We start from the raw sequence: 26,261 nt of genomic DNA, 5'->3' as shown, positions 1-26,261 counted from the left end.
ACCATGAGCACAGACGAGGTCTCCAGCGCCACGAGCGAGGCGCGTGATCGCCACCGCGAACTCTCCGAGGAACTCGAGGATGCCCGGTGGCGCTACTACGTCCTTGACGACCCGACGCTGTCCGATGCCGACTTCGACCAGCGGATGCGTGAGCTGGAGTCGCTCGAGGAGCAGTTCCCCGAGCTGCGCACTCCTGACTCGCCCACCCAGAAGGTCGGGGGAGCGGTCTCGACGGAGTTCACCGCCGTCGACCACCTGCAGCGGATGGAGAGCCTGGACAACGCGTTCTCCTACGACGAGCTGGCCACCTGGCACGCCCGCCTGGCGCGCGACGGGATCGACAATCCCGATCTGCTCTGCGAGCTCAAGGTGGACGGCCTGGCGATCAACCTCCTCTATGAGCAGGGACGACTGGTCCGTGCGCTGACCCGCGGTGACGGCCGTACCGGCGAGGACGTCACTCCCAACGTCAAGACGATCTCCTCCATCCCGCACCGGCTGAGCGGGACCGAGGAGTTCCCGGTTCCGGCGCTGATGGAGGTCCGGGGTGAGATCTTCCTCCCGGTCGAGGCCTTCGAACGGCTGAACGACTCCATGCTCGACGCCGGGAAGCCGCCCTTCGCCAACCCGCGCAACGCGGCGGCTGGATCGCTGCGCCAGAAGAACCCGAAGGTGACCGCCAGTCGCGCGTTGGGCATGGTCTGCCACGGGATCGGTGCGCGTGAGGGCTTCGAGCCGGGTGCGCAATCCACTGCATATGCGGCACTGCGCGCCTGGGGTCTGCCCACCTCGGAGCGGGTCAAGGTGCTGCCCGACCTGGCCGCAGTGCGGGAGTTCATCGAGTTCAACGGCGAGCACCGCCACGACGTCGAGCACGAGATCGACGGCATCGTGATCAAGGTCGACGACGTCACGCTCCAACGGCGCCTGGGCTCGACCAGCCGTGCGCCCCGGTGGGCGATCGCGTTCAAGTATCCCCCCGAGGAGGTCAACGCGAAGCTCCTGGCCATCGAGGTCAACACAGGCAGGACCGGTCGGGTCACCCCCTTCGCCGTGATGGAACCGACGAAGGTTGCGGGCTCGACCGTGGAGCGCGCCACGCTGCACAACGGCTATGAGGTGAAGCGGAAGGACGTCCGTCCCGGCGACACGGTCATCCTGCGCAAGGCCGGCGACGTGATCCCCGAGGTCGTCGGTCCGGTGTTGGCGTTGCGGCCCGAGAACCTGGCCGAGTGGACGATGCCCACGAGCTGCCCGTCCTGTGGCACCCCGCTGGTGGAGCAGAAGGAGGGTGACAAGGACCGACGGTGCCCGAACCACCGGAAGTGCCCTGCTCAGCTGCTCGACCGGGTCTTCCACGTCGCCGGCCGCGGTGCCTTCGACATCGAGGGCCTCGGGTCCGAGGCAGCCGGCGCACTCCTGGAGGTTGGATCGATCATCGATGAGGGCGACCTCTTCGATCTCGACGAGGCGGCGCTCCTGAAGGCACCGCTCTTCACCCGCGCTCCCAAGAAGGGCGAGGGGGACCACCCGGTCCTGTCCGCCAACGGTGTGCGGCTGCTGGCCAACCTCGACCAGGCCAAGGCCGTCCCACTGTGGCGAGTCCTGGTCGCGCTCTCGATCAGGCATGTCGGTCCGACCGCAGCCCGCGCCCTGGCCACCGAGTTCGGCTCCCTGCAGGCCATCCGCGACGCCGACGAGGAGCGCATTGCCGACACCGAGGGCGTCGGCGGCACCATCGCCACCTCCGTTCGTGCCTGGTTCGACGGCGAGGACGCCGAGTGGCACAACGCGATCGTCGACAAGTGGGCCGCTGCCGGCGTGACCATGGAGGACGAGCGCGACGAGTCGGTGCAGCGCACCCTGCAAGGGCTCACCGTGGTGGTCACCGGGTCCCTTGAGCGCTACACACGCGACTCGGTCAAGGAGGCGATCATCGCCCGCGGCGGCAAGGCCTCGGGGTCGGTCTCGAAGAAGACCGACTTCGTCGTGGTCGGGGAAAACGCCGGCTCGAAGGCGGAGAAGGCGGAGCAGCTCGGTCTGGTCATCCTCGACGAGGAGGGCTTCGAGAAGCTCTTGGCCGAAGGACCCGAAGGGGTCAGCCCGACTTCCTGACCAGCTCCACGACCGCCTGTGCGGCAGCCTCCTGCTCGGCTGCGAACGGGTGGTACGGCGCTGCCTTGTCCGGGAGGTTGGTCGAGCCGTTGACCCACGGGTCGTCCGAACACAGGTCGTGCCCGCGGCTGAGGGACCACATGTCGACGAACTCGACGTCGTGTTCCTTGGCGGCCTGCTTCAGGTTCTCGTTGAAGGTCTGGTTGATCTCCCGGGCATAGGCGAAGTCGCCCTCGGCAATCGGGAACCGGTCACGACAGGTCCCCTTGGCCGGCAGCATCTGCGGATATCCCACGACCACGACCAACGCCTCCGGGGCTCGCTCCTCGATCTCCGCGAGGACCCGGTCCACGTTGTCGGCCGACCTGTCGAGACGCTTGAGCAGGCTCTGGTCGGCCTGCGACTCCTTGCCGTCGCGGCACGGGGACCCGGTGGGATCGAGGTCCGCGGCCGCCACGCAGTCGGTGAGCAGTTTGGCGAAGACGCCGTTGTCGTTGCCGCCCACGGTGAGTGTCACGAGCGTCGTGTCGGTGCTGAGGGCATCGAGCTGTGGGGGTCGGCCGGGACCTTGGGAGCCGAGCAGGTCTGCGGTGCTTGCCCCTCCGCAGCTCGCATCGATCAGCCGATCGACCTCGAGCGCCTTGGCAACCAGCGCAGGGTAGTTGTTGGAGGACGGGAAGCAGGCGTTGTTCACGTCGGTGGTCGGCACTCCGGGGGCGGCCGCGTAGGAGTCGCCGAGGGCGACGTACTCCGTGGTGCCCGGCGAACCACTCTCGCGCCACTCCGAGGACGAAGTGGTCCGCTTGGGGGGCTCGGGATCCTCCTGCGTGCAACCACCCAACAGGAATGCGGCGGCCAGCAGGCAGGCCGTCGCGGGACGCAGGATGTGCATGGGCACAAGCATGCCAGTGAACCTGTTGCGCCCGTGGCGAGTCCGCCTCGTCGAGCCGGTCAGCGGCCCAGGCCGAGCAGGGCGTTCTCGAGGACCTCGGTCATCGCGGGGTGGATCCAGTACTGGCCGCGTGCCATCTCGCGCGCGGTCAGACCGAAGCTCATCGCCTGGATGGCCGGCTGGATCAGGGTGGAGGCATCCGGGCCGAGGATGTGCGTGCCCAGGATGAGCCCGGTCTCCTGATCGGCGACCACCTTGCAGATCCCGGTGGTGTCCTCGAGGGCCCAGCCATAGGCGGTGTCGCCGTAGGCGCGGCTGGAAACCGTGATCCTGTGGCCGGCACGACGCGCCTCGTCCTCGGTCAGACCAACGGTGGCGATCTGGGGGTTGGTGAAGATCCCGGCGGGGACGAACCGGTGGTCGAAGGCCTGGAGGTCCTCGGGGTGGGCCAGGTTGTGGGCGATGGTCCGGGCCTCGTGGTTCGCGATGTGCTTGAGCTGGTGCGCAGAGGAGATGTCGCCCAGGGCCCAGACGTCGTCGGCCGTCGTGCGACCGAACTCGTCGACGTGGATCCGGCCGTCGTCGTGGAGCTCGATCCCGGTGTTCTCCAGCCCGAGACGGTCGGCATTCGGAACTCGCCCGGTCGCGACCAGAAGCATCTCGCTCTCCACCCGGGTGCCGTCCGCGAGGACCAGGGACACTCCGACGTCGGTGGTCTCGGCACGCGCGACGCCCTGGCCGAGGTGGCAGTCCCACTGCTCGCGTGCCAGCGCGGTGAACCGGTCACAGATCTCGGTGTCGATCTTCCTCAGCATGCTGGTGCCACGGTTGACGATGCGCACCTCCACACCCAGGCCCGAGAAGATGTGCGCGAACTCGGTGCCCACGACCCCGCCACCCAGGATGGTCAGTGACCGAGGCAGCGCATCGATCCGCATGATCGTGTCGCTGGTGTGGTGCGGCACCTGCGCGATCTCGGCGGGTACGGTGGGCCTGGCCCCCGCGGCGACCACGATCCGATCGGCGATCACCTCCTCGGACCCGCCCGCCGTGGTGACACTGAGCGAGTGGTCGCCGGTGAAGGTGGCGTGCCCGGTGAACACCGTGGTGTTCTCACCGTTCTCCCGGTGCTGGTGAGCCGATGCGGAGTTGGGATCGATCCGGCCGAAGACCCGGTCCCGGATGTCGGTCCAACGCACCTGGTCGACGGTCGCATCGACGCCGAACCGGGCGGCGTCGCGCACCTGGGCGGCGACCTCGGCGGCGTGCACGAACATCTTCGTCGGGATGCATCCGACGTTGAGGCAGGTGCCTCCGAAACGATCCTCTTCGATCACTGCGAACTGCTGGTCGGACAGCGAGCGGTTCATCAGGAAGTTGCCGGAACCTGCACCGATGACGGCGATGTCGAAGTGGGTCATGGGGCCAGCATAGGATCGGGGCCATGCCTGAGATTTCCCGTGACGAGGTGGCTCATCTTGCCGACCTCGCCCGCATCGACCTGTCAGAAGCGGAGCTGAGCCAGATCGCGCCGCAGCTCTCGGTGATCCTCGAGTCGGTCGCCTCGATCAGCGAGGTCGCGGCCGGGGACATCCCGCCCACCTCGCACGCGCTCCCGCTGACCAACGTCTTCCGTGAAGACGTCGTGGTCCCCGGCCTGACTGCCGAGCAGGCACTTGCCGGCGCTCCCGAGTCGGAGCAGCAGCGGTTCTCGGTGCCGCGGATCCTGGAGGAGGACTGATGAGTGTCGACTACCTGCGCGCTTCCGCAGCCGACCTGGTTGCCGCCCTCGAGGCCGGTGAGGTCACCAGCGTCGAGCTGACCCAGCTCTTCCTCGACCGCATCGCCGCTGTGGACGGACAGGTCAACGCCTTCCTCCACGTCGACGCCATGGGCGCCCTGGCTCAGGCGAAGGCCTCCGACGAGCGCCGTGCCGCTGGCAGCCCTGCCTCCCCGCTGGACGGCGTACCCGTGGCGGTCAAGGACGTCCTGGCCACCGAGGGACTTCCGACCACCTGCGGGTCGAAGATCCTCGAGGGCTGGATCCCGCCGTACGACGCCACCGTCGTCACCCGTCTCAAGGAAGCCGGCCTGCCCATCCTGGGCAAGACCAACATGGACGAGTTCGCGATGGGGTCCTCCACCGAGCACTCGGCCTACGGCCCGACCCACAACCCCTGGGACCTGGACCGGATCCCCGGCGGCTCCGGCGGCGGCTCGGCCGCAGCGGTCGCGGCCTTCCAGGCACCCCTCGCCATCGGCACCGACACCGGCGGCTCGATCCGCCAGCCCGGCGCCGTCACCGGAACGGTCGGCGTGAAGCCCACCTATGGCGGGATCTCGCGCTATGGCCTGGTGGCGATGGCCAACTCGCTCGACCAGGTCGGCCCGGTGACCCGGACCGTGCTGGACTCCGCACTGCTCCACGAGCTGATCGGCGGGCACGACCCGCGCGACTCCACCAGCATCGCCCAGCCCCTCCCGGCCCTGGTCGAAGCAGCCCGAACCGGCGCGAGCGGAGACCTGAGCGGCGTACGCGTCGGTGTGATCAAGGAGCTCGGCGGCGACGCCGAGTCCGGATCTGGGTGGCAGGCAGGCGTGCTGGCCCGGTTCCAGGAGTCGCTCGACCTGCTCGTCGAGGCCGGCGCCGAGGTCGTCGAGGTCTCGTGCCCGAGCTTCGTCCACGCGCTCGCCGCCTACTACCTGATCATGCCGTCGGAGGCGTCCTCGAACCTCGCCAAGTTCGACGCGATGCGCTACGGCCTGCGAGTGGTCCCGGACGGAGAGCCGTCGGCCGAGGACGTCATGCGCGCCTCGCGCGACGCCGGCTTCGGTGACGAGGTCAAGCGCCGGATCATCCTCGGCACATATGCCCTGTCCAGCGGCTACTACGACGCCTACTACGGCCAGGCGCAGAAGGTGCGCACCCTGATCAGCCGCGACTTCGAGGCGGCCTTCGAGCAGGTCGACGTGCTCGTGTCGCCGACCGCGCCGACGACCGCGTTCAAGCTGGGGGAGAAGCTCGACGACCCGGTGGCGATGTATCTCAACGACCTCGCCACGATCCCCGCGAACCTGGCCGGTGTCCCGGGAATCTCGCTGCCCAGTGGCCTGGCCGATGAGGACGACCTGCCCGCGGGCTTCCAGATCCTGGCCCCCGCGCTGGCCGACGACCGGCTCTACCGCGTGGGCGCAGCCCTGGAGACCCTGCTCGAGAAGAAGTGGGGCGGTCCGTTGCTGGATCGCGCCCCGGCCCTGGATGGAGCTGACGCATGAGCACCGACACCCTGCTCTCCCTCGAGGAGTCGCTGGAGAAGTTCGACCCCGCCATGGGCCTGGAGGTCCACGTCGAGCTGAACACCAACACCAAGATGTTCTGCGGTTGCCCGGCCGTCTTCGGCGGCGAGCCGAACAGCCAGGTCTGCCCGACCTGCCTGGGCCTGCCGGGCGCGATGCCGGTGGTCAACGCGAAGGCCGTGGAATCGGCGATCCGGATCGGGCTCGCCCTGAACTGCGAGATCGCCGAGTGGTGCCGGTTCGCGCGGAAGAACTACTTCTATCCCGACATGCCGAAGAACTTCCAGACCTCGCAGTATGACGAGCCGATCGCGTTCGAGGGCTATCTCGACGTCGAGATCGCCGGCGAGGACGGTCCCGAGATCTGGCGGGTCGAGATCGAGCGCGCCCACATGGAGGAGGACACCGGCAAGTCACTGCACGTCGGTGGCGCCACCGGACGTATCCATGGTGCCTCGCACTCGCTGGTCGACTACAACCGCGCCGGCATCCCCCTGATCGAGATCGTCACCAAGCCGATCATGGGCGCTCGCGAGAAGGCACCCGAGATCGCCAAGGCCTACGTCGCGCAGCTGCGCGAGCTGATCGTCGCCCTCGGTGTCTCGGATGCTCGGATGGACCAGGGCTCGATCCGTGCGGACGTGAACCTGTCCATGGCGCCTGTCGGGACCGGCGAGCTGGGCACCCGCACCGAGACCAAGAACGTGAACTCCCTGCGCTCGGTCGAGCGTGCCGTCCGTTACGAGATGCAGCGCCACGCGGCAATCCTCGACGGCGGTGGATCGATCCTGCAGGAGACCAGGCACTGGCACGAGGACACCGGCGTGACCACCAGCGGTCGCCCCAAGTCCGACGCCGACGACTACCGCTACTTCCCGGAGCCGGACCTCGTGCCCGTGGCCCCGAGCAGGGAGTGGGTCGAGGAGCTGCGTGGCACGCTGCCCCGACTGCCTCGCGAGCAGCGCGCCGAGCTCCAGGCGGAGTGGGGCTTCACCGACCTGGAGATGCGCGACACCGTCGCTGCCGGCGCACTCGGGCTGGTCCAGGAGACCATCGCCGCCGGTGCCTCCCCGCAGTCGGCGCGCAAGTGGTGGCTCTCGGAGATGGCACGACGCGCGAATGACTCGGGCGTCGAGATCGCCGACCTCGGCGTGACGCCGGCCGACGTGGCCGCCGTACAGGCGCTGGTCGACGCGGGCCGGCTCAACGACAAGCTGGCCCGCCAGGTCTTCGACGGCCTGCTTGCCGGCGAGGGAACGCCGGAGGAGATCGTCGCGGCCCGCGGGCTCGAGATCGTCTCCGACGACGGTGCCCTGGGCGCCGCGGTCGACAAGGCGATCGCCGAGAACCCGGGTGTGGCCGACAAGATCCGCGACGGCAAGCTCGCCGCGGCCGGGGCGCTGATCGGCTCGGTCATGAAGGAGATGCGCGGTCAGGCCGACGCTGGTCGCGTGCGCGAGCTCATCCTGGAGAAGCTCACCTGACACCAGGTGTCAGGCAGTGCCGTGCGGGAGCTCGATCCTGCGTGATGTCTTGAAGTCCAGACGTCAGCAGTCGAGCCCCGCACGTCACCGCGCGAAGAGGTCAGCTCACTTGAGGGTGACCTCGAGGATGCGGTCATCGCCCTTGGCCGGGTCTCCACGACCGTCCCGGTTCGAGGTGGTCAGCCAGAGCTTGCCGTTGGGTGCGAGCGCCACGGTGCGCAGCCGGCCGTAGTCGCCGACGAAGAAGTCCTTCGGCGCGGAGGCCTTGCCGCCTGCGACGTCGACGCGCCACAGGCGCTCACCGCGCAGCGACGCCATCCACAGGTGCCCCTCGGCGAACGCCAGCCCGGACGGGGAAGCCTCGTCGGTGCTCCACACGACCTGGGGGTCGGTCATCTGATCGGTGCCGCCCTCGCCCTCGAACTGCGGCCAGCCGTAGTTCCTGCCCGCCTCGATCCGGTTCAGCTCGTCGAACTCCTGGGAGCCGAACTCGCTGGCCCACAGCTGCCCGGTCGAGTCGAAGGCCAAGCCTTGGACGTTGCGGTGACCGAGCGAGAGAACCAGGTCGTCATTGGGATTGCCCGGTGCCGGCTTCCCCTCGGGCGTCATCCGCAGGATCTTGCCGCCCAACGAGTCCTCGTCCTGGGCGGTGCCCTGGTCGCCGGAGTCACCGGTGGAGGCGATCAGCAGCCCGTCCGGTCCGAAGGCCAGGCGGCCACCGTCGTGGATCATTCCCCGAGGGATGCCGGTCACGATCGGGTCGAGCTCGCCGAGGCGCTTCCCGTCGTACGTCGTGCGCACGATCCGGTTGTCCTCCTGCGTGGTCAGGTAGAGGAAGAGGGTCTTGTCCTGCTCGAAGTCGGGGGAGACCGCGACGCCGAGGAGGCCGGCCTCCTCGCCCGGAGCGGCCTGGGTGACGGTACCGATCTCCCGGGCCTTGCCGTCCTCGATGACCAGCACCCGGCGCGAGTCGCGCTCGGTGACCACGGCGGTGCCGTCGGGTAGGAAGTCCAGGCCCCAGGGGGCTTCGAGACCGCTCACCACGGTGCGGGTGACCGTGGCCGACTTGGGGTCGCTGGGAGCGGGGGTCGCGGTTAGTACGTCGGAGGGCGACTGGCTGGGCGACTGGTTGGAGGACTGGCCCGTCGGCGAGGACCCGGACCGGCCATCGGTGGGCGAGTCGTCCCCCTCGGACGAGCATGCCGCCAGGACAGCGAGGGACAGGACCAGGGCTGTGGCGACGGACCTCATGGGCCCGACTCTAGTGCGGGTGACTCAGGCCGGGGTCGACGAAGCCTCGGCCTGCTCGACCCGGTCGAGGAATTCGAGGAGGAGCTCGTGGAATCGCTGCGGTTGCTCCATCGCGATGAAGTGTGAGCCGACCAGCTCGACGTACGTCGCTCCCTCGATGCGTTCCGCGGCGGTGGCCATGTCGCGGCTCCCGGCGAGGATGTCCCACTTGCCTGCGACGAACGCGGTGGGCACCTTGATCGAGCTGAGCGAGACCCGGCCGTGGCGAGACGTGGTCAGGGCCAGGTGGAAGTACCAGTCGACCGGGGTGGACAGGAACTCACGTACGGCGTGGGCCGCCAGTGCGGGGTCCGCGACCGGGAACATGAAGCCGGTGCGGCTGAGCAGGCCGACGGTCCGCTCCGAGATCGGCAGTCGGGTGGTGATCGGGGTGATCGCCCGGCCGGCCAGCGCGACCGCGCGGGTGATGTTCACCGAGATCCCGCGGGCGACGACGCGGGGCAGTCGCAGCGGCGCCAGCATGGTGGCGAAGGTGTCACCGGGGACCCCGGCGAAGGCGAACAGTCCGGCGACCCGCTCGGGGTGCCGGAAGGCGAGCTCGAACATGGTGTTGACGCCGATCGACCAGCCCATCAGGACACTTCGCTCGACGCCGATGTGGTCGAGCACTGCCACGGCGTCCTCGACGAACGAGTCGACCCCGACGTGGGTGCGATCCTGCGGCCGTTCCGAGCCGCCGGTGCCCCGGTGGTTCCAGGACACGACCCGGATCCCCGAGTCGGGTGCCAGTACCGAGGGCGTGGTCCACGGGTTGGTGCCGAGCCCGTTGCAGAGCAGCACCGTCGGTCCGTCGATCAGGCAGTCGGGGTCATTGGTCCAGCCGCGCAGCTTGGTGCCGTCGGCGGAGACGACGTCGAAGTAGAAGACCTCGGGGACTGAGGAGAGTTCGGTGGTGGGCCCGGGAGGGACGACGGCAGCCATGCGCGGATTCTCGCCCACCAGGTCACCCAGCAGATGGAAACGTGACGCAAGCCTCAGGCGCGCAGAGTGATGGGAGCCTGCTCGGCGGTGAGGCTCGGGTGCCGGTGCCGACAAGCCAGGTAGGCGTCGACCTCGCGCGCTTCCGCGGTTCGCTGGGCGAGCGCGGTGGCCGCGACCATCGCGTTGCGCCGCGCGCGGAGCTGGGAGCGGACGGACCAGTCGTCGAAGATCCGGAAGGCGGAACGCAGGAGCATGGTCGACCCCGATCTCGCTGGCTGGCTCTTATGTGGTCAGCCTCGAACCTAGGCCGCCGCCGTGTCCTGGTGGTCAACGTCGTGTGAAGCATGGGTGAACTGGTGCGCGGCGGTTCAGCGTGGCTCAGTCGCGTTCAGCCCGGTTCAGCTCGCTTCAGTCGGGGACCGGCTCCACCTGCGGTGGGGCAGTCCGGGTCGCGCCCACGGAGGCAACGATCACCAGGAGCATCGCGACGACCTGGAGCGGGCTGAGCAGCTCGCGCAGGACGATCACCGCGGCGAGCGCGGCCGCGGCCGGCTCGAGACTCATCAGGATGCCGAAGACCGCGGGCTTGAGGTTGCGCAGGGCAGTGAGCTCGAGGCTGTAGGGGATCACGGAGCTGAGCAGCCCGACCGCGGCTCCGATGAGCAGGATGTCGAGGTGCAGTAGGTCGCGCCCGCCCGCGGCCACGGCGTACGGCATCAGCGCCGTCACGGCCACCACACTGGCGACGGCCAGTCCGTCCAGGCCCGGCCAGCGCCGTCCGGTGCTGGCGCTGAGCAGGATGTACGACGCCCAGGCCGCGCCGGCGAGGAGCGCGAAGAGGGCGCCGGCCAGGTTGAGGCCGGACGGGTCGAAACCGAGCAGGAGCACCCCGAGGGCGGCAAGGCCGACCCAGGCGAGGTCGCGTGGCCGGCGCGATCCCAGGACGGCCAGGGTGAGCGGTCCGACGAACTCGATCGTCACCGCGACACCGAGCGGGATGCGCGCGAACGACTGGTAGATCGCCCAGTTCATCGTGCCGAGACTGAGACCGAATCCGGCGACCACCAGCCAGTCCGTGCGGGACCGGCCGCGCAGGCTCGGCCGGGCCAGGGCGAGCAGGATGACCGCACTGGTGGCGAGGCGCAGGAGCACCATCCCGGTCGGGTCGATGCGATCGAAGAGGTCCTTGGCGATCGCTGCCCCGAGCTGGACGGAGGCGATGCTGGCGAGCACCAGCCAGACTGCGCGACGCATCTGCCTCCTTCCCGTCGGACCGTGGATCTGACACGATCCCACCATGTCGACGTTCGAGGTCTCCCGGTCGGTCGATGTCGTGGCCGACCCCCAGCAGATCCACCGGCTGATCGACGACTTCCGCGAGTGGCAGCGGTGGTCGCCCTGGGAGGGGGTTGATCCCTCGATGAAGCGCGACTACAGCGGTGCCCAGACGGGCCAGGGTGCCCGCTATGCCTGGGTCGGCAACAGGAGGGCCGGGGCCGGCAGCATGGAGATCACTGCCTCGACGCCGGACCGGATCGACGTCTCGCTCGTCTTCCAGACGCCGTTCCGTGCGACGAACCAGGTGAGGTTCGACCTCAGACCGGTGGCCAGCGGCACCGAGGTGACCTGGACGATGGTGGGGAACCAGAAGTTCCCGATGAGCCTGCTCGCCAGGTTCTTCCCGATGGACAAGATGATCGGCAAGGACTTCGAGAAGGGGCTCGCCCAGCTCAAGCGGGCTGCCGAGCAACCCGCCTGAGCGATGACGGCTCCCAGATGACGGCTCCCAGATGACGGCTCTGTGATGACCTCCGGACCGGCAATCGACAAGGGCGCGGCGCTCGAGGTCGCGGCCCGGGCACTGGGCGTGCCGCGGCTGCGGTCGATCGGGAGACGCTTCGGCGGAGCCCGTACCGACCTGTGGCGGGTCACCGATGGGGCCGAGCAGTTCGTGGTCAAGGCCTATCGCGATTCCGAGGGCCACGCCTGGCGTCGGGAGGGGGCCGGCCTCGCTGCCGTCCGCGGGTCCGGATGTCCCGAGCTGTTGGCACTCGTCGAGGAGCCCGCCCTCGTGGTGATGAGCGACCTGGGTCACGGCTGGAGCCTGGCCGATCACCTGCTGGGCCGGGATCCCGAGGCAGCCGCAGGCGCGCTGCGCGCCTGGGCGGTGGCGCTGGCCCACCTGCACGTGCACACCACCGACCGGACCGAGACCTTCCGTGCGCACCTCGGTGATGACCTGCCCGGCTCGGTGATCGCGGGAGAGATCGCCGGGCTGCCGCAACGACTGACCGGGTTGGCCGCCGAGCACGACCTGCCCGTGGTCGACGACCTGGCCGCGCTGCTCGTCGAGGTGGCGGCGCCGCTGGAGCGCGAGGAACGGTGGGTGGTCACGCCGGGCGACACCTGCCCGGACAACAACCTGCTCGTCGACGGCGTGGTACACCTGCTGGACTTCGAGTTCGCCGAGGTCAGGCACCCGGCCTGGGACGCGGCCTATCTCACCGTGCCGTGGCCGACCTGCTGGTGTGCGTGGCAGGTGCCGCAGCGCCGGGCCGAGGCCGCGTTGGCGACGTACCGCACCGGCGCAGCCGCGCACCTGCCCTGGATCGCCGAGCCCGGCTTCGACGACGACTTGGTCGCGGCCACCCTGCTGTGGTGCCTGATCAGCTCGACGATGTTCCTGCCCGGCGCCCTGGATGACGAGGCGGACAACGAGGACTCCGCGAAGCGACCGGGCCGCCGGACGATGGTGCTCAGCCGTCTCGAGCTGGCCTCACGGCTGCGTGGACCCGCCGCCCTGACGACGTACGCCGGATCGCTCGCCGCCGAGCTCACCCGGCGCTGGGGCCCGCACCCGCTGAGGACCGCGCCGGCGTTTGCCGAGTGAACCCCGGCGTGAACCCGGCCTGAGGTCCGGACTGAGGTCCGGACACCCGACCGGCCGGCACGGACGCGGGACTAATCTGGGGGCATGAGCGACACCCCTGACATGAAGCCCCGTAGCCGCGACGTCACCGATGGACTGGAGAAGGCCGCTGCCCGCGGAATGCTCCGTGCCGTCGGGATGGGGGACGACGACTGGGTGAAGCCGCAGATCGGTGTGGCCTCGTCGTGGAACGAGATCACCCCGTGCAACCTCTCGCTGGACCGCCTGGCCAAGGCAGCCAAGGAGGGCGTGCACGCCGCCGGCGGGTTCCCGCTCGAGTTCGGCACCATCTCCGTCTCGGACGGGATCTCGATGGGTCACGAGGGCATGCACTTCTCGCTGGTCTCGCGCGAGGTCATCGCCGACTCCGTCGAGACCGTGATGATGGCCGAGCGCCTCGATGGCTCTGTCCTGCTCGCCGGCTGCGACAAGTCCCTGCCCGGCATGCTGATGGCCGCGGCGCGCCTCGACCTGGCCTCCGTCTTCCTCTACGCCGGCTCGACCCTTCCGGGCCAGCTCGACGGTGAGGACGTCACCATCATCGACGCCTTCGAGGCCGTCGGTGCCTGCCTGGCCGGCAAGATCTCGCGCGACCAGGTGACCCGCGTGGAGAAGGCGATCTGTCCGGGCGAGGGAGCGTGTGGCGGCATGTACACCGCGAACACGATGGCCTCGGTGGGCGAGGCGCTGGGGATGAGCCTCCCGGGCTCGGCCGCGCCGCCGGCCCCCGACCGCCGTCGCGATGCCTTCGCGGTGAAGTCGGGCGAGGCCGTCGTCGAGATGCTGCGCAAGGGCCTGACCGCCCGCCAGATCATGACCATGGAGGCGTTCGAGAACGCCATCGCCGTCGTGATGGCGCTCGGTGGTTCGACCAACGCGGTGCTGCACCTGCTCGCGATCGCTCGTGAGGCCGAGGTGCCGCTGACCATCGATGACTTCAACCGGATCGGCGACAAGGTCCCGCACCTGGCCGACCTGAAGCCGTTCGGCAAGTACGTGATGACCGACGTCGACCGGGTCGGTGGCATCCCGATGGTGATGAAGGCGCTGCTCGAGGCCGGCCTGATGCACGGCGACGTGATGACCGTGACCGGCAGGACGATGGCCGAGAACCTGGCCGAGATCGAGCCGCCGGCACTCGACGGCGACGTGATCCACACGATGGACAACGCGATCCACAAGTCCGGTGGCCTGACCATCCTCAAGGGCTCGCTGGCCCCCGAGGGTGCGGTCGTGAAGAGCGCCGGGTTCGACAACGACGTGTTCACCGGCACCGCGCGAGTCTTCGACGGCGAGCGCGCCGCGCTCGACGCCCTGGCCGCGGGCAAGATCGTCGCCAACGACGTCGTCGTGATCCGCTACGAGGGACCCAAGGGTGGTCCGGGGATGCGCGAGATGCTCGCCATCACCGGTGCGATCAAGGGTGCCGGTCTCGGCAAGGACGTCCTGTTGATCACCGACGGCCGCTTCTCCGGCGGGACCACTGGTCTCTGCGTCGGCCACATCGCCCCCGAGGCAGTGGACGCCGGCCCGATCGCCTTCGTGCGCGACGGTGACCAGATCACCCTCGACGTCGCCAACCGCCTGCTCGAGGTGGCTGTGGATGCCGACGAGCTGGAGAAGCGCAAGGAGGGCTGGGCGCCGCACCCCCCGAAGTACACCCGCGGTGTGCTCGGCAAGTACGCCAAGACCGTGCAGTCCGCCGCGCACGGAGCCGTCACCAGCTGACCCTCCTTCCGCCGAGTCGGGACCTCCTACGCCGACCCGGCAGTTGTTGACAAACGAATAGCTGTGAACAACTGCCGGGTCGACGCTTTCCACGCCGAGTCGGCAGTTGTTCGCAAACAAGGTCTGTCAACAACTGCCGACTCGACGAATGTTCTGCCGGGTCGGTGATTCCCACGCCGGGTCGGGGGAATTGGGTTGGGCAGCAAGCGGCGAGTGGGAGATGCTGGGCGCATGGACCAGCGGATCAGCTTCGTCACCCTTGCCGTCAACGACCTGGAGAGAAGTCGGGAGTTCTATCTCGACGGACTCGGCTGGACCGCCGAGCTCTTCGTGCCCGGCGACGTGCTGATGATCAGGGCCGGCGAGCACCTGGTGCTCTCGCTGTGGGACGAGACCGCCTTCGAGGCCGAGGTCGGAACCATCCGGCGCGGTGAGGGCGTCGTACCGATCACCCTGGCGCACAACGTGGCCAGCGAGGACGAGGTCGACGCCGTCCTCGACCTGGCCCGGGCTGCCGGCGCGGACCCGGTGGAGACCGCCAGGCAACGGGAGTGGGGCGGCTACACCGGCTACTTCGCAGACCCCGACGGCTTCCGCTGGGAGATCGCCACGAACCCGGGCGACATCGGTCAGCTGGTGCTGCCATGAGCCCGATCCGCTTCCCCCGCCCCCTGCAGCCCGGTGACCTGATCGCGGTCACGTCGCCCTCCAGCGGCGTCGGCGCAGCGATGCATCCCCGGCTCGAGGTGGCCAGGCGCGACCTGGAACAGCGCGGGTACGTCGTACGCGTGGGTGAGTGCATGGACGGGACCCGCCACGTCTCGGCGCCCAAGCATCAGCGGGCAGAGGAGCTGATGGGGATGCTGCTCGATCCGGAGGTCCGCGCGGTGGTCCCACCGTGGGGCGGCGAGCTGGCGATCGACCTGCTCGACCTGCTCGACTGGGACGCGCTCGCCCAGGCGGAGCCGACCTGGTTGGTCGGCTACTCCGACCTCACCACCGTGATGGTGCCGCTCACCCTGCGTACTGGCTGGGCCACGTTGCACGGCTCCAACCTGATGGACTCGCCCTACCGTGCGCCGGACGGGCTCGCGCACTGGACCGAGCTGGCCGCGGCGACCGGTGCGGTCACCCAGTGCAGCCCTGGCCGGTTCCGCACTGCGCCGCACGGTGACTACATCGCGAACCCGGACACCACCGTCTTCGATCTCGATGCCGTCGACGGCTGGAGCGTCCTCGGTGGGGGCGATGCCGAGATCACAGGGCGTCTGATCGGTGGCTGTGTGGAGACGCTCGGCGCGATCTCGGGCACGCCGTACGCCGACATCGCCGGGTTCGGTCGCGAGCACGCGGACGAGGGGATCCTGGTCTATGTCGAGGCCTGCGACTTCGGGCCCTATGACGTCGCCCGGATCCTGCACGGCTTCCGGCTCGCGGGCTGGTTCGAGCACGCCAACGCGATCCTCGTCGGGCGACCGTCCGCGCCCGACACCGAGGGCTTCACCCAGCACGACGCGGTGGCCGACGCCTTCTCAGACTTGGGCATACCGGTGATCCTCGATGTCGACTGCGGCCATGTGGCGCCGTACCTCCCGCTGGTCAACGGCGCGTGGGCGACGGTCACGGTGCGTGACGGCCAGGGCGAGGTGACCCAGACCCTGGCCTGAGCTGTGCTGTCTGTGGTCGTGCCTTGCGGGGCTCGGCTCCGGCAGGTCTCGTTCCTCGACCTACCTCCACCTCACTCCTCAGACCCGACCTGTGACCACATGGAGCAGGACCACCTCGTGGTTCGGCGCCACGCCGTACTTTCTGTCGAGGTCCAGCAAGGTCTGCAGCGGGGTCACCTCGACCTCGCGGAACCCGGCAGCAACGACCCGGTCCGCCACCATGTCGATCGAGGACGCCGTGGCCAAGGGGAGTGCCTGCTGAACGGACGCGTCGTAGAGGCGCTGGAATTCCTCGGTGGTGTCGTGTTCCATGCCGTGGGGATACCAGGTGCCGTCGACCACGGCCAGGGTTCCTCCGGGACGCAGCAAGCGCCTCCAGTTGGACAGGGCCCTGTCGGTCTCGCGCATGGTCCACATCAGGAACCGGTTGGTGATCGCGTCGAAGCTGGCCGGAGGGAAGTCGGGTGCTACGGCGTCACCTTCGAGGAAGGTCGGGGGAGAGTCCATGTCGACGGCGTGCTTCTCGGCCTGTTCGAGCATCCCTGCGGACAGGTCGGTCGCGGTGACCCGGTGGCCCTGGCCGGCGAGCAGGCAGGCGACGTACCCGCTGCCGGTGCCGAGATCGAGGACATCTGCAGGCGCCGCGGGCAGGGCGCTGGCGAAGACCTCGCCCCAGGCTCGGTTGTTCGCCTCCAGCCGACCCGGTGACTGCTGGTAGGCGTCGTAGTCGGGGGCGCGGAGCGTCCAGTACTCGTTGAGCTGCGTCTGGATCGGGTCTGTTCCGGTCATGCCGTGTTCCTCATCAGTTCGTGGGTGAGAGCCCCGTCCCGGGGGTGGAAGAGGAGGTGCAGTTCGCCATCGACGCTCACTCGCCGCACCCCGATGCCGTAGACGGCCTCGAGGAGGTCGGGGTCGAGGACTTCGTCGACTGTTCCCCGTGCGGCCACGGCCCCGCGGTCGAGCAGAATCAGGTCGTCGCAATAGCGGGCTGCAAGGTTCAGGTCGTGCAGCACCACGACTGCCGTGATGCCCAGGCCACGCACCAGTTTCAACAGGTCGTGCTGGTAGCGGATGTCGAGGTGGTTCGTCGGTTCGTCCAGGAGCATGTGGTCGGTGCCCTGGGCCAGGGCCCGGGCGATGAGGATCCGCTGCTTCTCGCCGCCGGAGAGCCCGGAGAAGGGCCGCGCCCCGAGGGTGAGGCCACCGACGGTCGCGAGTGCGTCACGGACCAGGCGCTGGTCCTCGCTGGCGAACCGCTGGAACGTGCCCAGGTGCGGGGCACGTCCGAGCATCACCATCTCCGTCGCCGTCAACGTGGACTCGCCCCCGGTCTCCTGCACGACCGCGGACAGTCGTTGCGCGATGTTTCGCACGGAGAGCGACGTCAGTGGAGTTCCGTCCACCTCGATGACTCCTGCGCTCGGAGGGAGAGCGCCATAGAGCATCCGCAGCAGTGTCGTCTTGCCACTTCCGTTGGGGCCGATGAGCCCCAGCACCCTGCCCTGATCGGCCGCCAGATCTACTCCGTCGACGACCCGCTCGGTCCCGTAGGAGAAGCTCAGCCCCGTGCCGCGGATCATCGGTCTTCCCCGAACCGCTCGATGATCTTCTCGAGCCCGGCAACAGCCAGCGGAGACGGTGGCTCGGTGTAGTTGAACAACTGGGTCATCACGTCGCCGTTGCGCACGGCGGTGAGGGTGTTGGCGCCCGGCAGGTCGGTGACTGCCTGCTCGACCTTCTTCGGGTCGCCGTTGGGATGGAGCAGTATGAGGACGTCGGGGTTCTTCGCGAGCAGGGTCTCCATGGAGACCTCGAAGACCCGCTCACGCTGGCTCGCGAAGACGTTCTCGAACCCGGCTGCCTCGAGCTGGGGGTGGGCCATGCTGCGGGCGCCATAGGCATACGTGGTGCCGCCTGCGATGGTCGGATAGAGCACCGCGGCGGTCCGTGCGGGCATGTTGGCAGCACGCCCCTCGAGGGCGCTGACCTCCGCCTCCATCCTGGCCACGGCCCTGGTCGCCTCGGCCTCGCGGTTGAACACCTTGCCGAGCAGCGCGATCTGGGCATGGACGTCGTCGAAGCCGGGATCGGTCAGGCCCTCACCGCACAGCCCAGGGTTCTCGAGCAGGTCGATCCTGACTTCGCGCAGAGTCTCCCTGCTGAGGTTCTCGACCTCGCCGAAGACGAGGTCCGGCTCGGCGCCGATCACGACTTCCTTGGAGATCTGCAGGTGACCACTGGCGTCACTCTTGCTGGTCAGCGACGGAACCTCCTCCAGTGCGGCCGCTGTTACGTCGTCGTAGTAGCCGGAAGGGAACGCGCCGGCCTTGGCGACAGTACGGTCGAGGACACCCAGGGCGTCGAGGATCGGTACGTCCGAGTTCTTCAGCAACACCAGGCGCTCGGGCTCGGACCTGATCGTCACCGAGGCTCCGCAGTTCTCCACCGTCACGGGGTAGTAGCCGTCACCCTTGACGCTGGCGGAGTCGTCGTCCTTCACGAGGCCGCACCCGGACAGGGCCAGGCACAGTGAGGTGAGTGCGACAACGGTGCGCAGGGGCTGGGACATGCAGGCTCCTCGGGTTCAGACGGACGTGGCGTGGAGACGCCGGATCAGGACGAGCAGAAAGGGCGCCCCGAGGATGGCGGTGATGATCCCGACAGGCAGTTCCTCGGGGGTGAACAGGGTCCTGGCCAAGACGTCGGCCCAGACCAGCAGGATTGCGCCCAGCAGGGCTGCGACCGGAATGACGCGGATGTGGGCTGACCCGACGAGACGCCGGGCGACATGCGGAATGACCAGGCCGACGAAGCCGATGCTCCCCGATGCGGCCACCACGACCCCGATGCACAGTGCGACCAGCACCAGCATCTTGACGCGCGCCCGATCGGGCGAGACGCCCAGGGTGTGTGCGGTCTCGTCGCCGATGCTGAGGGCGTCCAGTTGTCGGCTCCACAGGGCCAGCAGTGCCACGGTCGCGACGACGACGAGTGTCATCACCGCGAGTGGCGGCCCCCATGAGGCGAGCGCGAGGGAGCCGAGCAGCCAGAACATCACTGAGCGGGCGCCTTCGGCAGAGTCGGAGGCGAAGATCAGGAAGCTGGTGAGGGCGTAGAGGGCATAGCCGACGGCAACGCCGGCGAGCAGGAGTCGCACCGAGGTGACGCGGCCACCGCTGCGGGCGATGAAGAACACGAGGAGGGACGCAGCGAGTGCGCCGAGAAAGGCACTGATCGGCAGCGCGTGCGCACCCAGGCCGGCACCGAACCCGAAGAGGATCAGGGCGGCAGCCCCGCTGGAGGCGCCCGAGTTGACCCCGAGCAGGTAGGGGTCGGCGAGCATGTTGCGCACCATCGCCTGAAGTGCGACCCCGCACACCGACAGGCCGGCGCCCACCAGCACTGCCAGGAGCACCCGGGGGACCCTGACCTCCCAGACGATGGCGTCGCGGGGCGCCGACCAGGTGATCGAAGCCGGGGTGGCGAAGACGTGGTGGCCCACGATGTGCAGGACGTCGCTGAGGGGCAGGGAGGCGGACCCCACCGAGATCCCAACGAGTGCGGATGCCAGCAGGACCACAACCAGAGCAGTGCTCCACACCCTCGCGCGCCGGGCGCCCGCCCGGATTCCCAGATCCGTTCCTGCGTCGGTGGAGGCCCGTCTGCTCTGGTCCAGCACGGACATGCACGCCCCCCTGCTTGTTGCGAATTATTTGCAACAACCCTAGGTGGTCACTCCTCGTCCTCGCCCGGGGGGTGGAGGCGAGATGCCCTAGGGTCGGCGAGGTGAATGAGTTGCGCACCAATGAGTTCGACCAGCCGATCGGGCCCGCCGTGGAGGGCTGGGCCACAGCGCCGTTTCCCGACGTCACCGCGATGCAAGGCACGTGGTGCCGCGTCGAGCCGCTGCTGCGCGAGCACGCCGACGAGTTGTACGACGAGCTGTGCGGCCCCGGGAACGAGTCCCTGTGGACCTATCTCGGCGTCGGCCCCTTCGCCGATCGGGGCGAGTTCGCCGATCACATCGAGGCCCGTGCCGACGCCACCGACTCGGTGACCGTGGTGGTCCGGGACCGTGAGGGCCGGGCCTGCGGGATCGCCAGCTATCTGCGCGTCGACCGGGTGAACGGATCGGTGGAGGTCGGCTCGATCACCCTCGGGCCCCGCCTGCAGCGCACCGCTGCCGCGACCGAGGCTCAGTATCTCCTCGCCAACCACGTCTTCGGGCTCGGCTACCGGCGCTATGAGTGGAAGTGCGACGCGCTCAACGAGCCGTCGCGACGCGCTGCCGAGCGCCTCGGCTTCACCCACGAGGGAACGTTCCGCCACGCCGTGGTCTACAAGGGGCGTTCGCGCGACACTGCCTGGTTCTCGATCATCGACGACGAGTGGCCGTCGCTGGCGCAGGCGCTGCGTGCCTGGCTCGACGAGTCGAACCAGCCGGACGGATCCCAGCTGAAGTCGCTGGAGGGTGTCCGCGCGTCGCTGTGAGTGGCATGCTCGAGGGATGAGCGAGAAGCTGACCAATCAACAGGTGCTCGACCTCGACCTGCCTGGCTGGCGGCCGCTGCTGGGCCGGTTGCACACCCGGATCAGCACCCGTGACTTCGTCACCGGGTTGGACCTGGTGAACGCGATCGGTGCCGCCGCAGAGGCGATGAACCACCACCCGGACCTCGACCTGCGCTACGGCCACGTCGACGTGGCCCTGAGCAGCCACGACGTCGGGGGAATCACCGAGCGGGACGTGAGGTTGGCGCGCACGATCAGCCTGCTGGCCGACGAGGGCGGCATGCGCTCCCAGCCGGAGCTGCCTCAGGCACTGGAGATCGCTCTCGACACCGCCGACCGGTCGCGGCTCAGGCCGTTCTGGCAGGCGGTCTACGGCATGTCGGTGGGCGGCGGGGGAGAAGAGGTCGTCGACCCGGACGGCGTACTGCCCACCCTGTGGTTCCAGGACACGGACGCGCACGAGGAACCCCGGCAACGGTTCCACCTCGACGTCTGGGTGCCGATCGAGGTGGCTGCGGGGCGCATTGCCGGCGCCGTTGCAGCGGGTGGGACACTGGTCTCGGACGCGGAGGCGCCGAGCTTCACGGTGCTCGCGGATCCAGACGGCAACCGGGTCTGCATCTGTACCAACGCGACACGATGAAAGAGGGCCACATCGTGGGATGAGAGTTCCACGATGTGGGATAGGTGATTCACTTGGTTGACGCCACATGACGTCGGCAGCGAACGTAGGACCATGCGCAAGGACATTCTTGTATGCACGCGACGCGTGAGCTGAGGCCAACACCGCCTCAACGCACACGCGTCATCCCCTCGTTGCCACTGTGGCCGAGGGGTTTTTTGTTGGTGAAGAGAAGACCAGACAGGAAGTAGCAATGGCCGAGCAGGACAGCGGAGGGGGCGCCGGGACCCAGGTCACCGGAGCGCAGAGCCTTATCAAGTCGCTGGAGAGCGCGGGGGTAGAGAACATCTTCGGCATCCCAGGGGGTGCCATCCTGCCGGCCTACGACCCACTCTTCGACTCCCGGATCCGGCACATCCTGGTCCGCCACGAGCAGGGCGCCGGTCACGCCGCCCAGGGGTACGCCGCGGCCACCGGCAAGGTGGGCGTCTGCATGGCGACCTCGGGCCCGGGAGCGACCAACCTGGTCACCCCGATCGCCGACGCGCACATGGACTCCACGCCGATGGTGGCCGTCACCGGACAGGTCGGGGCCGCCTCCATCGGCACCGACGCCTTCCAGGAGGCGGACATCCGTGGCATCACGATGCCGATCACCAAGCACAACTTCCTGGTCACCGACCCGGCCGAGATCCCGCGCACCATCGCCGAGGCCTTCCACATCGCCTCGACGGGGCGTCCCGGCCCGGTGCTCGTCGATGTCGCCAAGTCGGCGCTGCAGGCGATGACGTCCTTCAACTGGCCCACCGAGCTGAACCTGCCGGGCTATCGACCGGTGACCCGCCCGCACAGCAAGCAGATCCGCGAGGCCTCGCGCCTGATCCTCGAGTCGCGTCGCCCGGTCCTCTACGTCGGTGGCGGAGTGATCCGCTCGGGTGCTGCCAAGGAGCTGCGCGTCCTGGCCGAGGCCACCGGGATTCCCGTGGTCACCACGCTGATGGCCCGCGGCGCCTTCCCGGACAGCCACGTGCAGCACCTCGGCATGCCCGGCATGCACGGCACCGTCGCTGCGGTGGCCGGCCTGCAGAAGAGCGACCTGATCATCAGCCTCGGTGCCCGCTTCGACGACCGGGTCACCGGCAACCTGGACTCCTTCGCCCCCGGTGCCAAGGTGATCCACGCCGACATCGACCCGGCCGAGATCGGCAAGAACCGACACGTGGACGTCCCGATCGTCGGTGACTGCCGCGAGGTGATCGCGGACCTGATCCTCGCCCTGAACGCCGAGTCCGAGCAGGGCAACCAGGGTGACTACGAGGCATGGGTGGCCTTCCTGGCCGGTATCAAGAAGCAGTACCCGCTGGCCTACGACGCCCCCGCCAACGGCCTCGCGCCGCAGTACGTCCTCGAGCGGCTCAGCAAGATCTCGGGTCCCGAGTCGATCTATGTCTCCGGCGTCGGCCAGCACCAGATGTGGGCCGCGCAGTTCATCGGCTACGAGCACCCCAACACGTGGATCAACTCTGGCGGCCTCGGCACGATGGGCTTCTCGGTCCCCGCGGCGATGGGCGCCAAGGTCGGCATGCCCGACACCACCGTGTGGTCGATCGACGGTGACGGCTGCTTCCAGATGACCAACCAGGAGCTGGCCACCTGCGCGATCAACGACATCCCGATCAAGGTCGCGCTGATCAACAACGAGTCGCTCGGCATGGTCCGCCAGTGGCAGACGCTGTTCTACAACGAGCGCTACTCGAACACCGACCTGCACAGCAAGCGGATCCCGGACTTCGTGAAGCTCGCGGAAGCCTACGGCTGTGTCGGCCTCGCCTGCGAGACGCCCGAGGACGTGGACGCCACCATCGAGAAGGCGATGTCGATCAACGACCAGCCCGTGGTCGTGGACTTCCGGGTCCACCGCGATGCGATGGTCTGGCCGATGGTCGCCGCTGGCACCAGCAACGACGAGATCAAGTACGCCCGCGACCTCGCGCCGCAGTTCGACGAGAACGACCTCTGAGGGGCTGGAGAACATGAGCAAGCACACCCTGTCCGTCCTGGTCGAGAACAAGCCGGGCGTCCTGGCCCGCATCGCCGGGCTCTTCAGCCGTCGTGGCTTCAACATCGACAGCCTCGCGGTCGGCCCGACCGAGAGCCCGGACGTCTCCCGGATGACCATCGTGGTCAGCGTCGAGCAGAGCCCGCTCGAGCAGGTCACCAAGCAGCTGAACAAGCTGGTCGAGGTGATCAAGATCGTCGAGCTCGACACCGGGGCCTCGGTCTCGCGCGAGCTGGTGCTGGTCAAGGTCCGCGCCGACACCGAGACCCGCGGCCACGTGCTGGACGCCGTCCAGCTGTTCAAGGCCAAGGTCATCGACGTGGCTCCCGACGCCCTGACCATCCAGGTCACCGGCAACGCCGACAAGCTGGCCGACTTCCTCCGGGTGCTCGAGCCGTTCGGCATCCGGGAGCTGGTCCAGTCCGGGATGGTCGCGATCGGTCGGGGTTCCCGCTCGATCTCCGAGCGCAACCTGCGCCCGGTCGCCGTACCGGCTCCGCCGCCGGTCGCCGGCTGATCCTCCGCTACACCCCGCACAAGTTCCCCAACGCAGCACCACAACCAACCTGAAGGAGAGCCCCAGTGGCTGAGATGTTCTACGACGACGACGCCGACCTGTCCCTGATCCAGGGCAAGAACGTCGCGGTCATCGGCTACGGCAGCCAGGGCCACGCCCACGCGCTGAACCTGCGTGACTCCGGTGTGGACGTCCGCATCGGCCTGCAGCCGGGCTCGAAGAGCCGCGCGAAGGCCGAGGAGGAGGGCCTGCGCGTCCTGACGCCCGCCGAGGCCACCGAAGAGTCCGATGTCATCGTGATCCTCGCCCCGGACCAGCACCAGCGGAAGCTCTATGCCGAGGAGATCGCACCCAACCTGACCGAGGGCGACACCCTGGTCTTCGGCCACGGCTTCAACATCCGCTTCGGCTACATCACCGCCCCCGAGGGCGTCGACGTGATCATGGTCGCCCCCAAGGCGCCGGGTCACACCGTGCGTCGCGAGTACGTCGCCGGGCGCGGCATCCCGGACATCATCGCCGTGGAGCAGGACGCGTCCGGCCAGGCCTGGGACCTCGCGAAGTCCTACGCCAAGGCGATCGGCGGCACCCGCGCCGGCGTCATCAAGACCACCTTCACCGAGGAGACCGAGACCGACCTGTTCGGTGAGCAGGCCGTTCTCTGCGGTGGCATGTCGCACCTCGTGCAGGCCGGATTCGAGACCCTGACCGAGGCCGGCTACCAGCCCGAGATCGCCTACTTCGAGGTGCTCCACGAGCTCAAGCTGATCGTCGACCTGATGTGGGAGGGCGGCATCGCCAAGCAGCGCTGGTCGATCTCCGACACCGCGGAGTACGGCGACTACGTCTCCGGCCCGCGGGTCATCGACCCGTCGGTGAAGGAGAACATGAAGGCCGTCCTGGCCGACATCCAGAGCGGTGCGTTCGCGCAGCGCTTCATCGATGACCAGGACAACGGTGCCAAGGAGTTCAACGAGCTCCGCGAGAAGGAGGCCGCGCACCCGATCGAGGTCACCGGCAAGACCCTGCGTGGTCACTTCGCCTGGCAGCAGCAGGACAAGGACTACACCGAGGGCTCCGCCGCGCGCTGAGCCTCACGCACCACTCAGCATCGAAACGCCCCGGCCGATTCCACCAGGAATCGACCGGGGCGTTTCGCTGTGCCGCTACGCATGGGCGCGAGCCGAGGCCCCGCTCACTCGTCGAAGAACCAGTATCCGTCGCGCTTGGCCAGCTTCACGTCGTCCGAGCTCGACTGAGGTGTCGAGCCGCCAACCGTGATGGTGCTGTTCATGGTTCCGGTGGCGGTGTCGCCGCTGACCTTGATGTCGGTGATGTCGAACTTGAACTTGGCATCGAGCGTCGATGCCGACGCGCAACCCTTCACGTCGCTGTCCTCGGGTTCCAGGAAGAACTGGTCCATCTCGGAGCAGGTGGTGTCCCCGCCGCTGGTCACGGACGAGTACCAGGCGCTGAACTCCTCGGTCAGCTGCTTGATCTGTTCCTCGTCGCTGCCGACCGGAGCGGAGCGAAGGGACAGGTCGCCACCGTTCGTCGGCGGTGCCGTCGGTGTCGTCGGTGTCGGTGCGGTGGGAACCGGGGCCGGGGTGGGTGTCTGGGTGAGCCCGTCGGTCGGCTCATCGGTCGGCCCGTCGGTGGCCTGAGCCGTGGGGTCGTTCTTGGGGCCGTCCGACTTGTCGTCGTCATCGCCGTTGGTGAGCAGGACGACGATCAGCACGGCCGCACCGATCAGGACGAGGACGCCCGCGATGATCGCAGGCACCAGCCACGGCTTGCGTCGACCGGGGCCCTCTGGGCCGGGCATCCCGGCTCCAGGCTGTCCCTGCGGATAACCCTGTGCGTAGCCGACGCCGTAACCCTGGTTGCCGTAGGCCTGGCCGCCATGGGCCGGACCCTGGCTGCCGTACGCCGGCCCGCCGTACGCCTGACCCTGGTGACCCTGGCTCCCGTAGGCCTGACCCTCTGGCCCCTGGCCGCCATACCCCTGGCCGCCGTACCCCTGACCGGCATACCCCTGGCCGGGGGAGGGCTGTTGGCCCTGGGGCTGGTCATTGGGCTGGTCATGGGACTGGCCCGGCATCTGGCTCATCGGCATCCCGCACCGGCTGCAGGCAGCAGCCGTCGGGTCGAGGGGGGCTCCGCAGTTGGAGCAGACGGGGTTGTTCATGGCGGGCATCCTGCCCATC

Annotated in this window: 25 protein-coding genes; 14 read left to right on the top strand and 11 right to left on the bottom strand. The window is 68.7% G+C overall.

Annotation, left to right across the window (positions count from 1 at the left end):
• Window positions 1–3: 3 nt before the first annotated feature.
• Window positions 4–2,115: an NAD-dependent DNA ligase LigA gene (gene ligA / locus BJ980_RS05910; RefSeq protein WP_179501437.1), complete on the top strand. Its 2,112-nt coding sequence runs from the start codon at window positions 4–6 to the stop codon at window positions 2,113–2,115.
• Here the strand turns inward: ligA and BJ980_RS05905 are convergent.
• Both BJ980_RS05905 and BJ980_RS05900 read right to left on the bottom strand, forming a co-directional pair.
• Window positions 2,099–3,007: an SGNH/GDSL hydrolase family protein gene (locus BJ980_RS05905; RefSeq protein WP_179501436.1), complete on the bottom strand. Its 909-nt coding sequence runs from the start codon at window positions 3,005–3,007 to the stop codon at window positions 2,099–2,101. The two genes, ligA and BJ980_RS05905, sit on opposite strands and share 17 nt — an antisense overlap.
• A gap of 59 nt (window positions 3,008–3,066) precedes the next feature.
• Window positions 3,067–4,428: a mycothione reductase gene (locus BJ980_RS05900; RefSeq protein ID WP_179501435.1), complete on the bottom strand. Its 1,362-nt coding sequence runs from the start codon at window positions 4,426–4,428 to the stop codon at window positions 3,067–3,069.
• 23 nt (window positions 4,429–4,451) lie between these two features.
• Between BJ980_RS05900 and gatC the strand changes: the two genes are divergently transcribed.
• The 3 genes from gatC to gatB are packed head-to-tail and all read left to right on the top strand — an operon-like array spanning window position 4,452 to window position 7,788.
• Window positions 4,452–4,748, top strand: a complete 297-nt coding sequence (gatC, locus tag BJ980_RS05895) for an Asp-tRNA(Asn)/Glu-tRNA(Gln) amidotransferase subunit GatC (RefSeq protein WP_179501434.1) — start codon at window positions 4,452–4,454, stop codon at window positions 4,746–4,748.
• Window positions 4,748–6,283, top strand: a complete 1,536-nt coding sequence (gene gatA, locus BJ980_RS05890; protein WP_179501433.1) for an Asp-tRNA(Asn)/Glu-tRNA(Gln) amidotransferase subunit GatA — start codon at window positions 4,748–4,750, stop codon at window positions 6,281–6,283. The genes gatC and gatA overlap by 1 nt, the downstream gene beginning before the upstream one ends.
• On the top strand, window positions 6,280–7,788 hold the full coding sequence (gene gatB, locus BJ980_RS05885; RefSeq protein WP_179501432.1) for an Asp-tRNA(Asn)/Glu-tRNA(Gln) amidotransferase subunit GatB: 1,509 nt from the start codon (window positions 6,280–6,282) through the stop codon (window positions 7,786–7,788). Before gatA ends, gatB begins: the two co-directional genes overlap by 4 nt.
• Window positions 7,789–7,893: 105 nt before the next feature.
• Here gatB and BJ980_RS05880 read toward each other — a convergent pair whose 3' ends face one another.
• From BJ980_RS05880 to BJ980_RS05865, 4 genes are all read right to left on the bottom strand, one after another.
• Entirely contained in the window at window positions 7,894–9,039 is a 1,146-nt protein-coding gene (locus tag BJ980_RS05880; RefSeq protein ID WP_179501431.1) for a PQQ-dependent sugar dehydrogenase, read from the bottom strand.
• A 24-nt stretch (window positions 9,040–9,063) separates the two neighbouring features.
• Window positions 9,064–10,020 (bottom strand): alpha/beta fold hydrolase, encoded by a 957-nt coding sequence (locus BJ980_RS05875; protein WP_179501430.1) that lies wholly within the window; start codon window positions 10,018–10,020, stop codon window positions 9,064–9,066.
• A 53-nt stretch (window positions 10,021–10,073) separates the two neighbouring features.
• The gene (locus tag BJ980_RS05870) at window positions 10,074–10,274 is read right to left on the bottom strand and encodes a hypothetical protein (protein ID WP_179501429.1); all 201 of its coding nucleotides are present in this window, start codon (window positions 10,272–10,274) and stop codon (window positions 10,074–10,076) included.
• Between the two features lie 154 nt (window positions 10,275–10,428).
• Entirely contained in the window at window positions 10,429–11,274 is an 846-nt protein-coding gene (locus BJ980_RS05865; protein WP_218855422.1) for an EamA family transporter, read from the bottom strand.
• 43 nt (window positions 11,275–11,317) lie between these two features.
• Here BJ980_RS05865 and BJ980_RS05860 point away from each other — a divergent pair, with 43 nt between their 5' ends.
• The 5 genes from BJ980_RS05860 to BJ980_RS05840 all read left to right on the top strand — a co-directional run bounded on the left by BJ980_RS05860 (window position 11,318) and on the right by BJ980_RS05840 (window position 16,344).
• On the top strand, window positions 11,318–11,779 hold the full coding sequence (locus tag BJ980_RS05860; RefSeq protein WP_179501427.1) for an SRPBCC family protein: 462 nt from the start codon (window positions 11,318–11,320) through the stop codon (window positions 11,777–11,779).
• Between the two features lie 45 nt (window positions 11,780–11,824).
• Window positions 11,825–12,910 (top strand): phosphotransferase family protein, encoded by a 1,086-nt coding sequence (locus tag BJ980_RS05855; protein WP_179501426.1) that lies wholly within the window; start codon window positions 11,825–11,827, stop codon window positions 12,908–12,910.
• 84 nt (window positions 12,911–12,994) lie between these two features.
• Window positions 12,995–14,677, top strand: a complete 1,683-nt coding sequence (gene ilvD / locus BJ980_RS05850) for a dihydroxy-acid dehydratase (RefSeq protein ID WP_179501425.1) — start codon at window positions 12,995–12,997, stop codon at window positions 14,675–14,677.
• A gap of 231 nt (window positions 14,678–14,908) precedes the next feature.
• Window positions 14,909–15,325, top strand: a complete 417-nt coding sequence (locus BJ980_RS05845) for a VOC family protein (RefSeq protein WP_179501424.1) — start codon at window positions 14,909–14,911, stop codon at window positions 15,323–15,325.
• A complete protein-coding gene (locus BJ980_RS05840) occupies window positions 15,322–16,344 on the top strand; it encodes a S66 family peptidase (RefSeq protein WP_179501423.1) in 1,023 nt (340 codons plus the stop codon). The genes BJ980_RS05845 and BJ980_RS05840 overlap by 4 nt, the downstream gene beginning before the upstream one ends.
• Window positions 16,345–16,422: 78 nt before the next feature.
• Here BJ980_RS05840 and BJ980_RS05835 read toward each other — a convergent pair whose 3' ends face one another.
• The 4 genes from BJ980_RS05835 to BJ980_RS05820 are packed head-to-tail and all read right to left on the bottom strand — an operon-like array spanning window position 16,423 to window position 19,924.
• Entirely contained in the window at window positions 16,423–17,133 is a 711-nt protein-coding gene (locus tag BJ980_RS05835; protein ID WP_179501422.1) for a class I SAM-dependent methyltransferase, read from the bottom strand.
• On the bottom strand, window positions 17,130–17,924 hold the full coding sequence (locus BJ980_RS05830) for an ABC transporter ATP-binding protein (RefSeq protein WP_179501421.1): 795 nt from the start codon (window positions 17,922–17,924) through the stop codon (window positions 17,130–17,132). The genes BJ980_RS05835 and BJ980_RS05830 overlap by 4 nt, the downstream gene beginning before the upstream one ends.
• Complete coding sequence (locus BJ980_RS05825) at window positions 17,921–18,913, bottom strand: ABC transporter substrate-binding protein (RefSeq protein ID WP_179501420.1); 993 nt, start codon at window positions 18,911–18,913, stop codon at window positions 17,921–17,923. Before BJ980_RS05825 ends, BJ980_RS05830 begins: the two co-directional genes overlap by 4 nt.
• Window positions 18,914–18,928: 15 nt before the next feature.
• Window positions 18,929–19,924, bottom strand: a complete 996-nt coding sequence (locus BJ980_RS05820; RefSeq protein WP_425490355.1) for a FecCD family ABC transporter permease — start codon at window positions 19,922–19,924, stop codon at window positions 18,929–18,931.
• A 206-nt stretch (window positions 19,925–20,130) separates the two neighbouring features.
• On the opposite strand from BJ980_RS05820, the gene BJ980_RS05815 reads away from it, so the two are divergent.
• The 5 genes from BJ980_RS05815 (at window position 20,131) to ilvC (ending at window position 25,145) form a co-directional block, all read left to right on the top strand.
• On the top strand, window positions 20,131–20,835 hold the full coding sequence (locus tag BJ980_RS05815) for a GNAT family N-acetyltransferase (protein WP_179501418.1): 705 nt from the start codon (window positions 20,131–20,133) through the stop codon (window positions 20,833–20,835).
• Between the two features lie 16 nt (window positions 20,836–20,851).
• Complete coding sequence (locus tag BJ980_RS05810; RefSeq protein ID WP_179501417.1) at window positions 20,852–21,499, top strand: 4a-hydroxytetrahydrobiopterin dehydratase; 648 nt, start codon at window positions 20,852–20,854, stop codon at window positions 21,497–21,499.
• A 232-nt stretch (window positions 21,500–21,731) separates the two neighbouring features.
• Entirely contained in the window at window positions 21,732–23,498 is a 1,767-nt protein-coding gene (locus tag BJ980_RS05805; protein WP_179501416.1) for an acetolactate synthase large subunit, read from the top strand.
• Between the two features lie 13 nt (window positions 23,499–23,511).
• Window positions 23,512–24,054, top strand: a complete 543-nt coding sequence (gene ilvN, locus BJ980_RS05800) for an acetolactate synthase small subunit (RefSeq protein WP_179501415.1) — start codon at window positions 23,512–23,514, stop codon at window positions 24,052–24,054.
• 65 nt (window positions 24,055–24,119) lie between these two features.
• Entirely contained in the window at window positions 24,120–25,145 is a 1,026-nt protein-coding gene (gene ilvC / locus BJ980_RS05795) for a ketol-acid reductoisomerase (RefSeq protein ID WP_179501414.1), read from the top strand.
• 104 nt (window positions 25,146–25,249) lie between these two features.
• On the opposite strand, the gene BJ980_RS05790 is transcribed toward ilvC, so the two are convergent.
• On the bottom strand, window positions 25,250–26,242 hold the full coding sequence (locus BJ980_RS05790) for a zinc-ribbon domain-containing protein (RefSeq protein WP_179501413.1): 993 nt from the start codon (window positions 26,240–26,242) through the stop codon (window positions 25,250–25,252).
• Window positions 26,243–26,261 lie beyond the last annotated feature (19 nt).

This window comes from Nocardioides daedukensis, from assembly GCF_013408415.1.
Taxonomy (GTDB): Bacteria; Actinomycetota; Actinomycetes; order Propionibacteriales; family Nocardioidaceae; genus Nocardioides; species Nocardioides daedukensis.
This window is presented reverse-complemented; position numbering and strand designations above follow the sequence as displayed.

Coding starts and splice junctions, on each gene's coding strand:
- BJ980_RS05905 (WP_179501436.1), bottom strand. CDS start 3,007: ATGCACATCCTGCGTCCCGCGACGGCCTGCCTGCTGGCCGCCGCATTC.
- BJ980_RS05835 (WP_179501422.1), bottom strand. CDS start 17,133: ATGACCGGAACAGACCCGATCCAGACGCAGCTCAACGAGTACTGGACG.
- BJ980_RS05845 (WP_179501424.1), top strand. CDS start 14,909: ATGGACCAGCGGATCAGCTTCGTCACCCTTGCCGTCAACGACCTGGAG.
- BJ980_RS05805 (WP_179501416.1), top strand. CDS start 21,732: ATGGCCGAGCAGGACAGCGGAGGGGGCGCCGGGACCCAGGTCACCGGA.
- BJ980_RS05870 (WP_179501429.1), bottom strand. CDS start 10,274: ATGCTCCTGCGTTCCGCCTTCCGGATCTTCGACGACTGGTCCGTCCGC.
- BJ980_RS05825 (WP_179501420.1), bottom strand. CDS start 18,913: ATGTCCCAGCCCCTGCGCACCGTTGTCGCACTCACCTCACTGTGCCTG.
- BJ980_RS05860 (WP_179501427.1), top strand. CDS start 11,318: ATGTCGACGTTCGAGGTCTCCCGGTCGGTCGATGTCGTGGCCGACCCC.
- BJ980_RS05900 (WP_179501435.1), bottom strand. CDS start 4,428: ATGACCCACTTCGACATCGCCGTCATCGGTGCAGGTTCCGGCAACTTC.
- gatA (WP_179501433.1), top strand. CDS start 4,748: ATGAGTGTCGACTACCTGCGCGCTTCCGCAGCCGACCTGGTTGCCGCC.
- ligA (WP_179501437.1), top strand. CDS start 4: ATGAGCACAGACGAGGTCTCCAGCGCCACGAGCGAGGCGCGTGATCGC.
- gatC (WP_179501434.1), top strand. CDS start 4,452: ATGCCTGAGATTTCCCGTGACGAGGTGGCTCATCTTGCCGACCTCGCC.
- ilvD (WP_179501425.1), top strand. CDS start 12,995: ATGAGCGACACCCCTGACATGAAGCCCCGTAGCCGCGACGTCACCGAT.
- BJ980_RS05880 (WP_179501431.1), bottom strand. CDS start 9,039: ATGAGGTCCGTCGCCACAGCCCTGGTCCTGTCCCTCGCTGTCCTGGCG.
- gatB (WP_179501432.1), top strand. CDS start 6,280: ATGAGCACCGACACCCTGCTCTCCCTCGAGGAGTCGCTGGAGAAGTTC.
- BJ980_RS05840 (WP_179501423.1), top strand. CDS start 15,322: ATGAGCCCGATCCGCTTCCCCCGCCCCCTGCAGCCCGGTGACCTGATC.
- BJ980_RS05810 (WP_179501417.1), top strand. CDS start 20,852: ATGAGCGAGAAGCTGACCAATCAACAGGTGCTCGACCTCGACCTGCCT.
- BJ980_RS05830 (WP_179501421.1), bottom strand. CDS start 17,924: ATGATCCGCGGCACGGGGCTGAGCTTCTCCTACGGGACCGAGCGGGTC.
- BJ980_RS05865 (WP_218855422.1), bottom strand. CDS start 11,274: ATGCGTCGCGCAGTCTGGCTGGTGCTCGCCAGCATCGCCTCCGTCCAG.
- ilvN (WP_179501415.1), top strand. CDS start 23,512: ATGAGCAAGCACACCCTGTCCGTCCTGGTCGAGAACAAGCCGGGCGTC.
- BJ980_RS05855 (WP_179501426.1), top strand. CDS start 11,825: ATGACCTCCGGACCGGCAATCGACAAGGGCGCGGCGCTCGAGGTCGCG.
- BJ980_RS05875 (WP_179501430.1), bottom strand. CDS start 10,020: ATGGCTGCCGTCGTCCCTCCCGGGCCCACCACCGAACTCTCCTCAGTC.
- BJ980_RS05790 (WP_179501413.1), bottom strand. CDS start 26,242: ATGAACAACCCCGTCTGCTCCAACTGCGGAGCCCCCCTCGACCCGACG.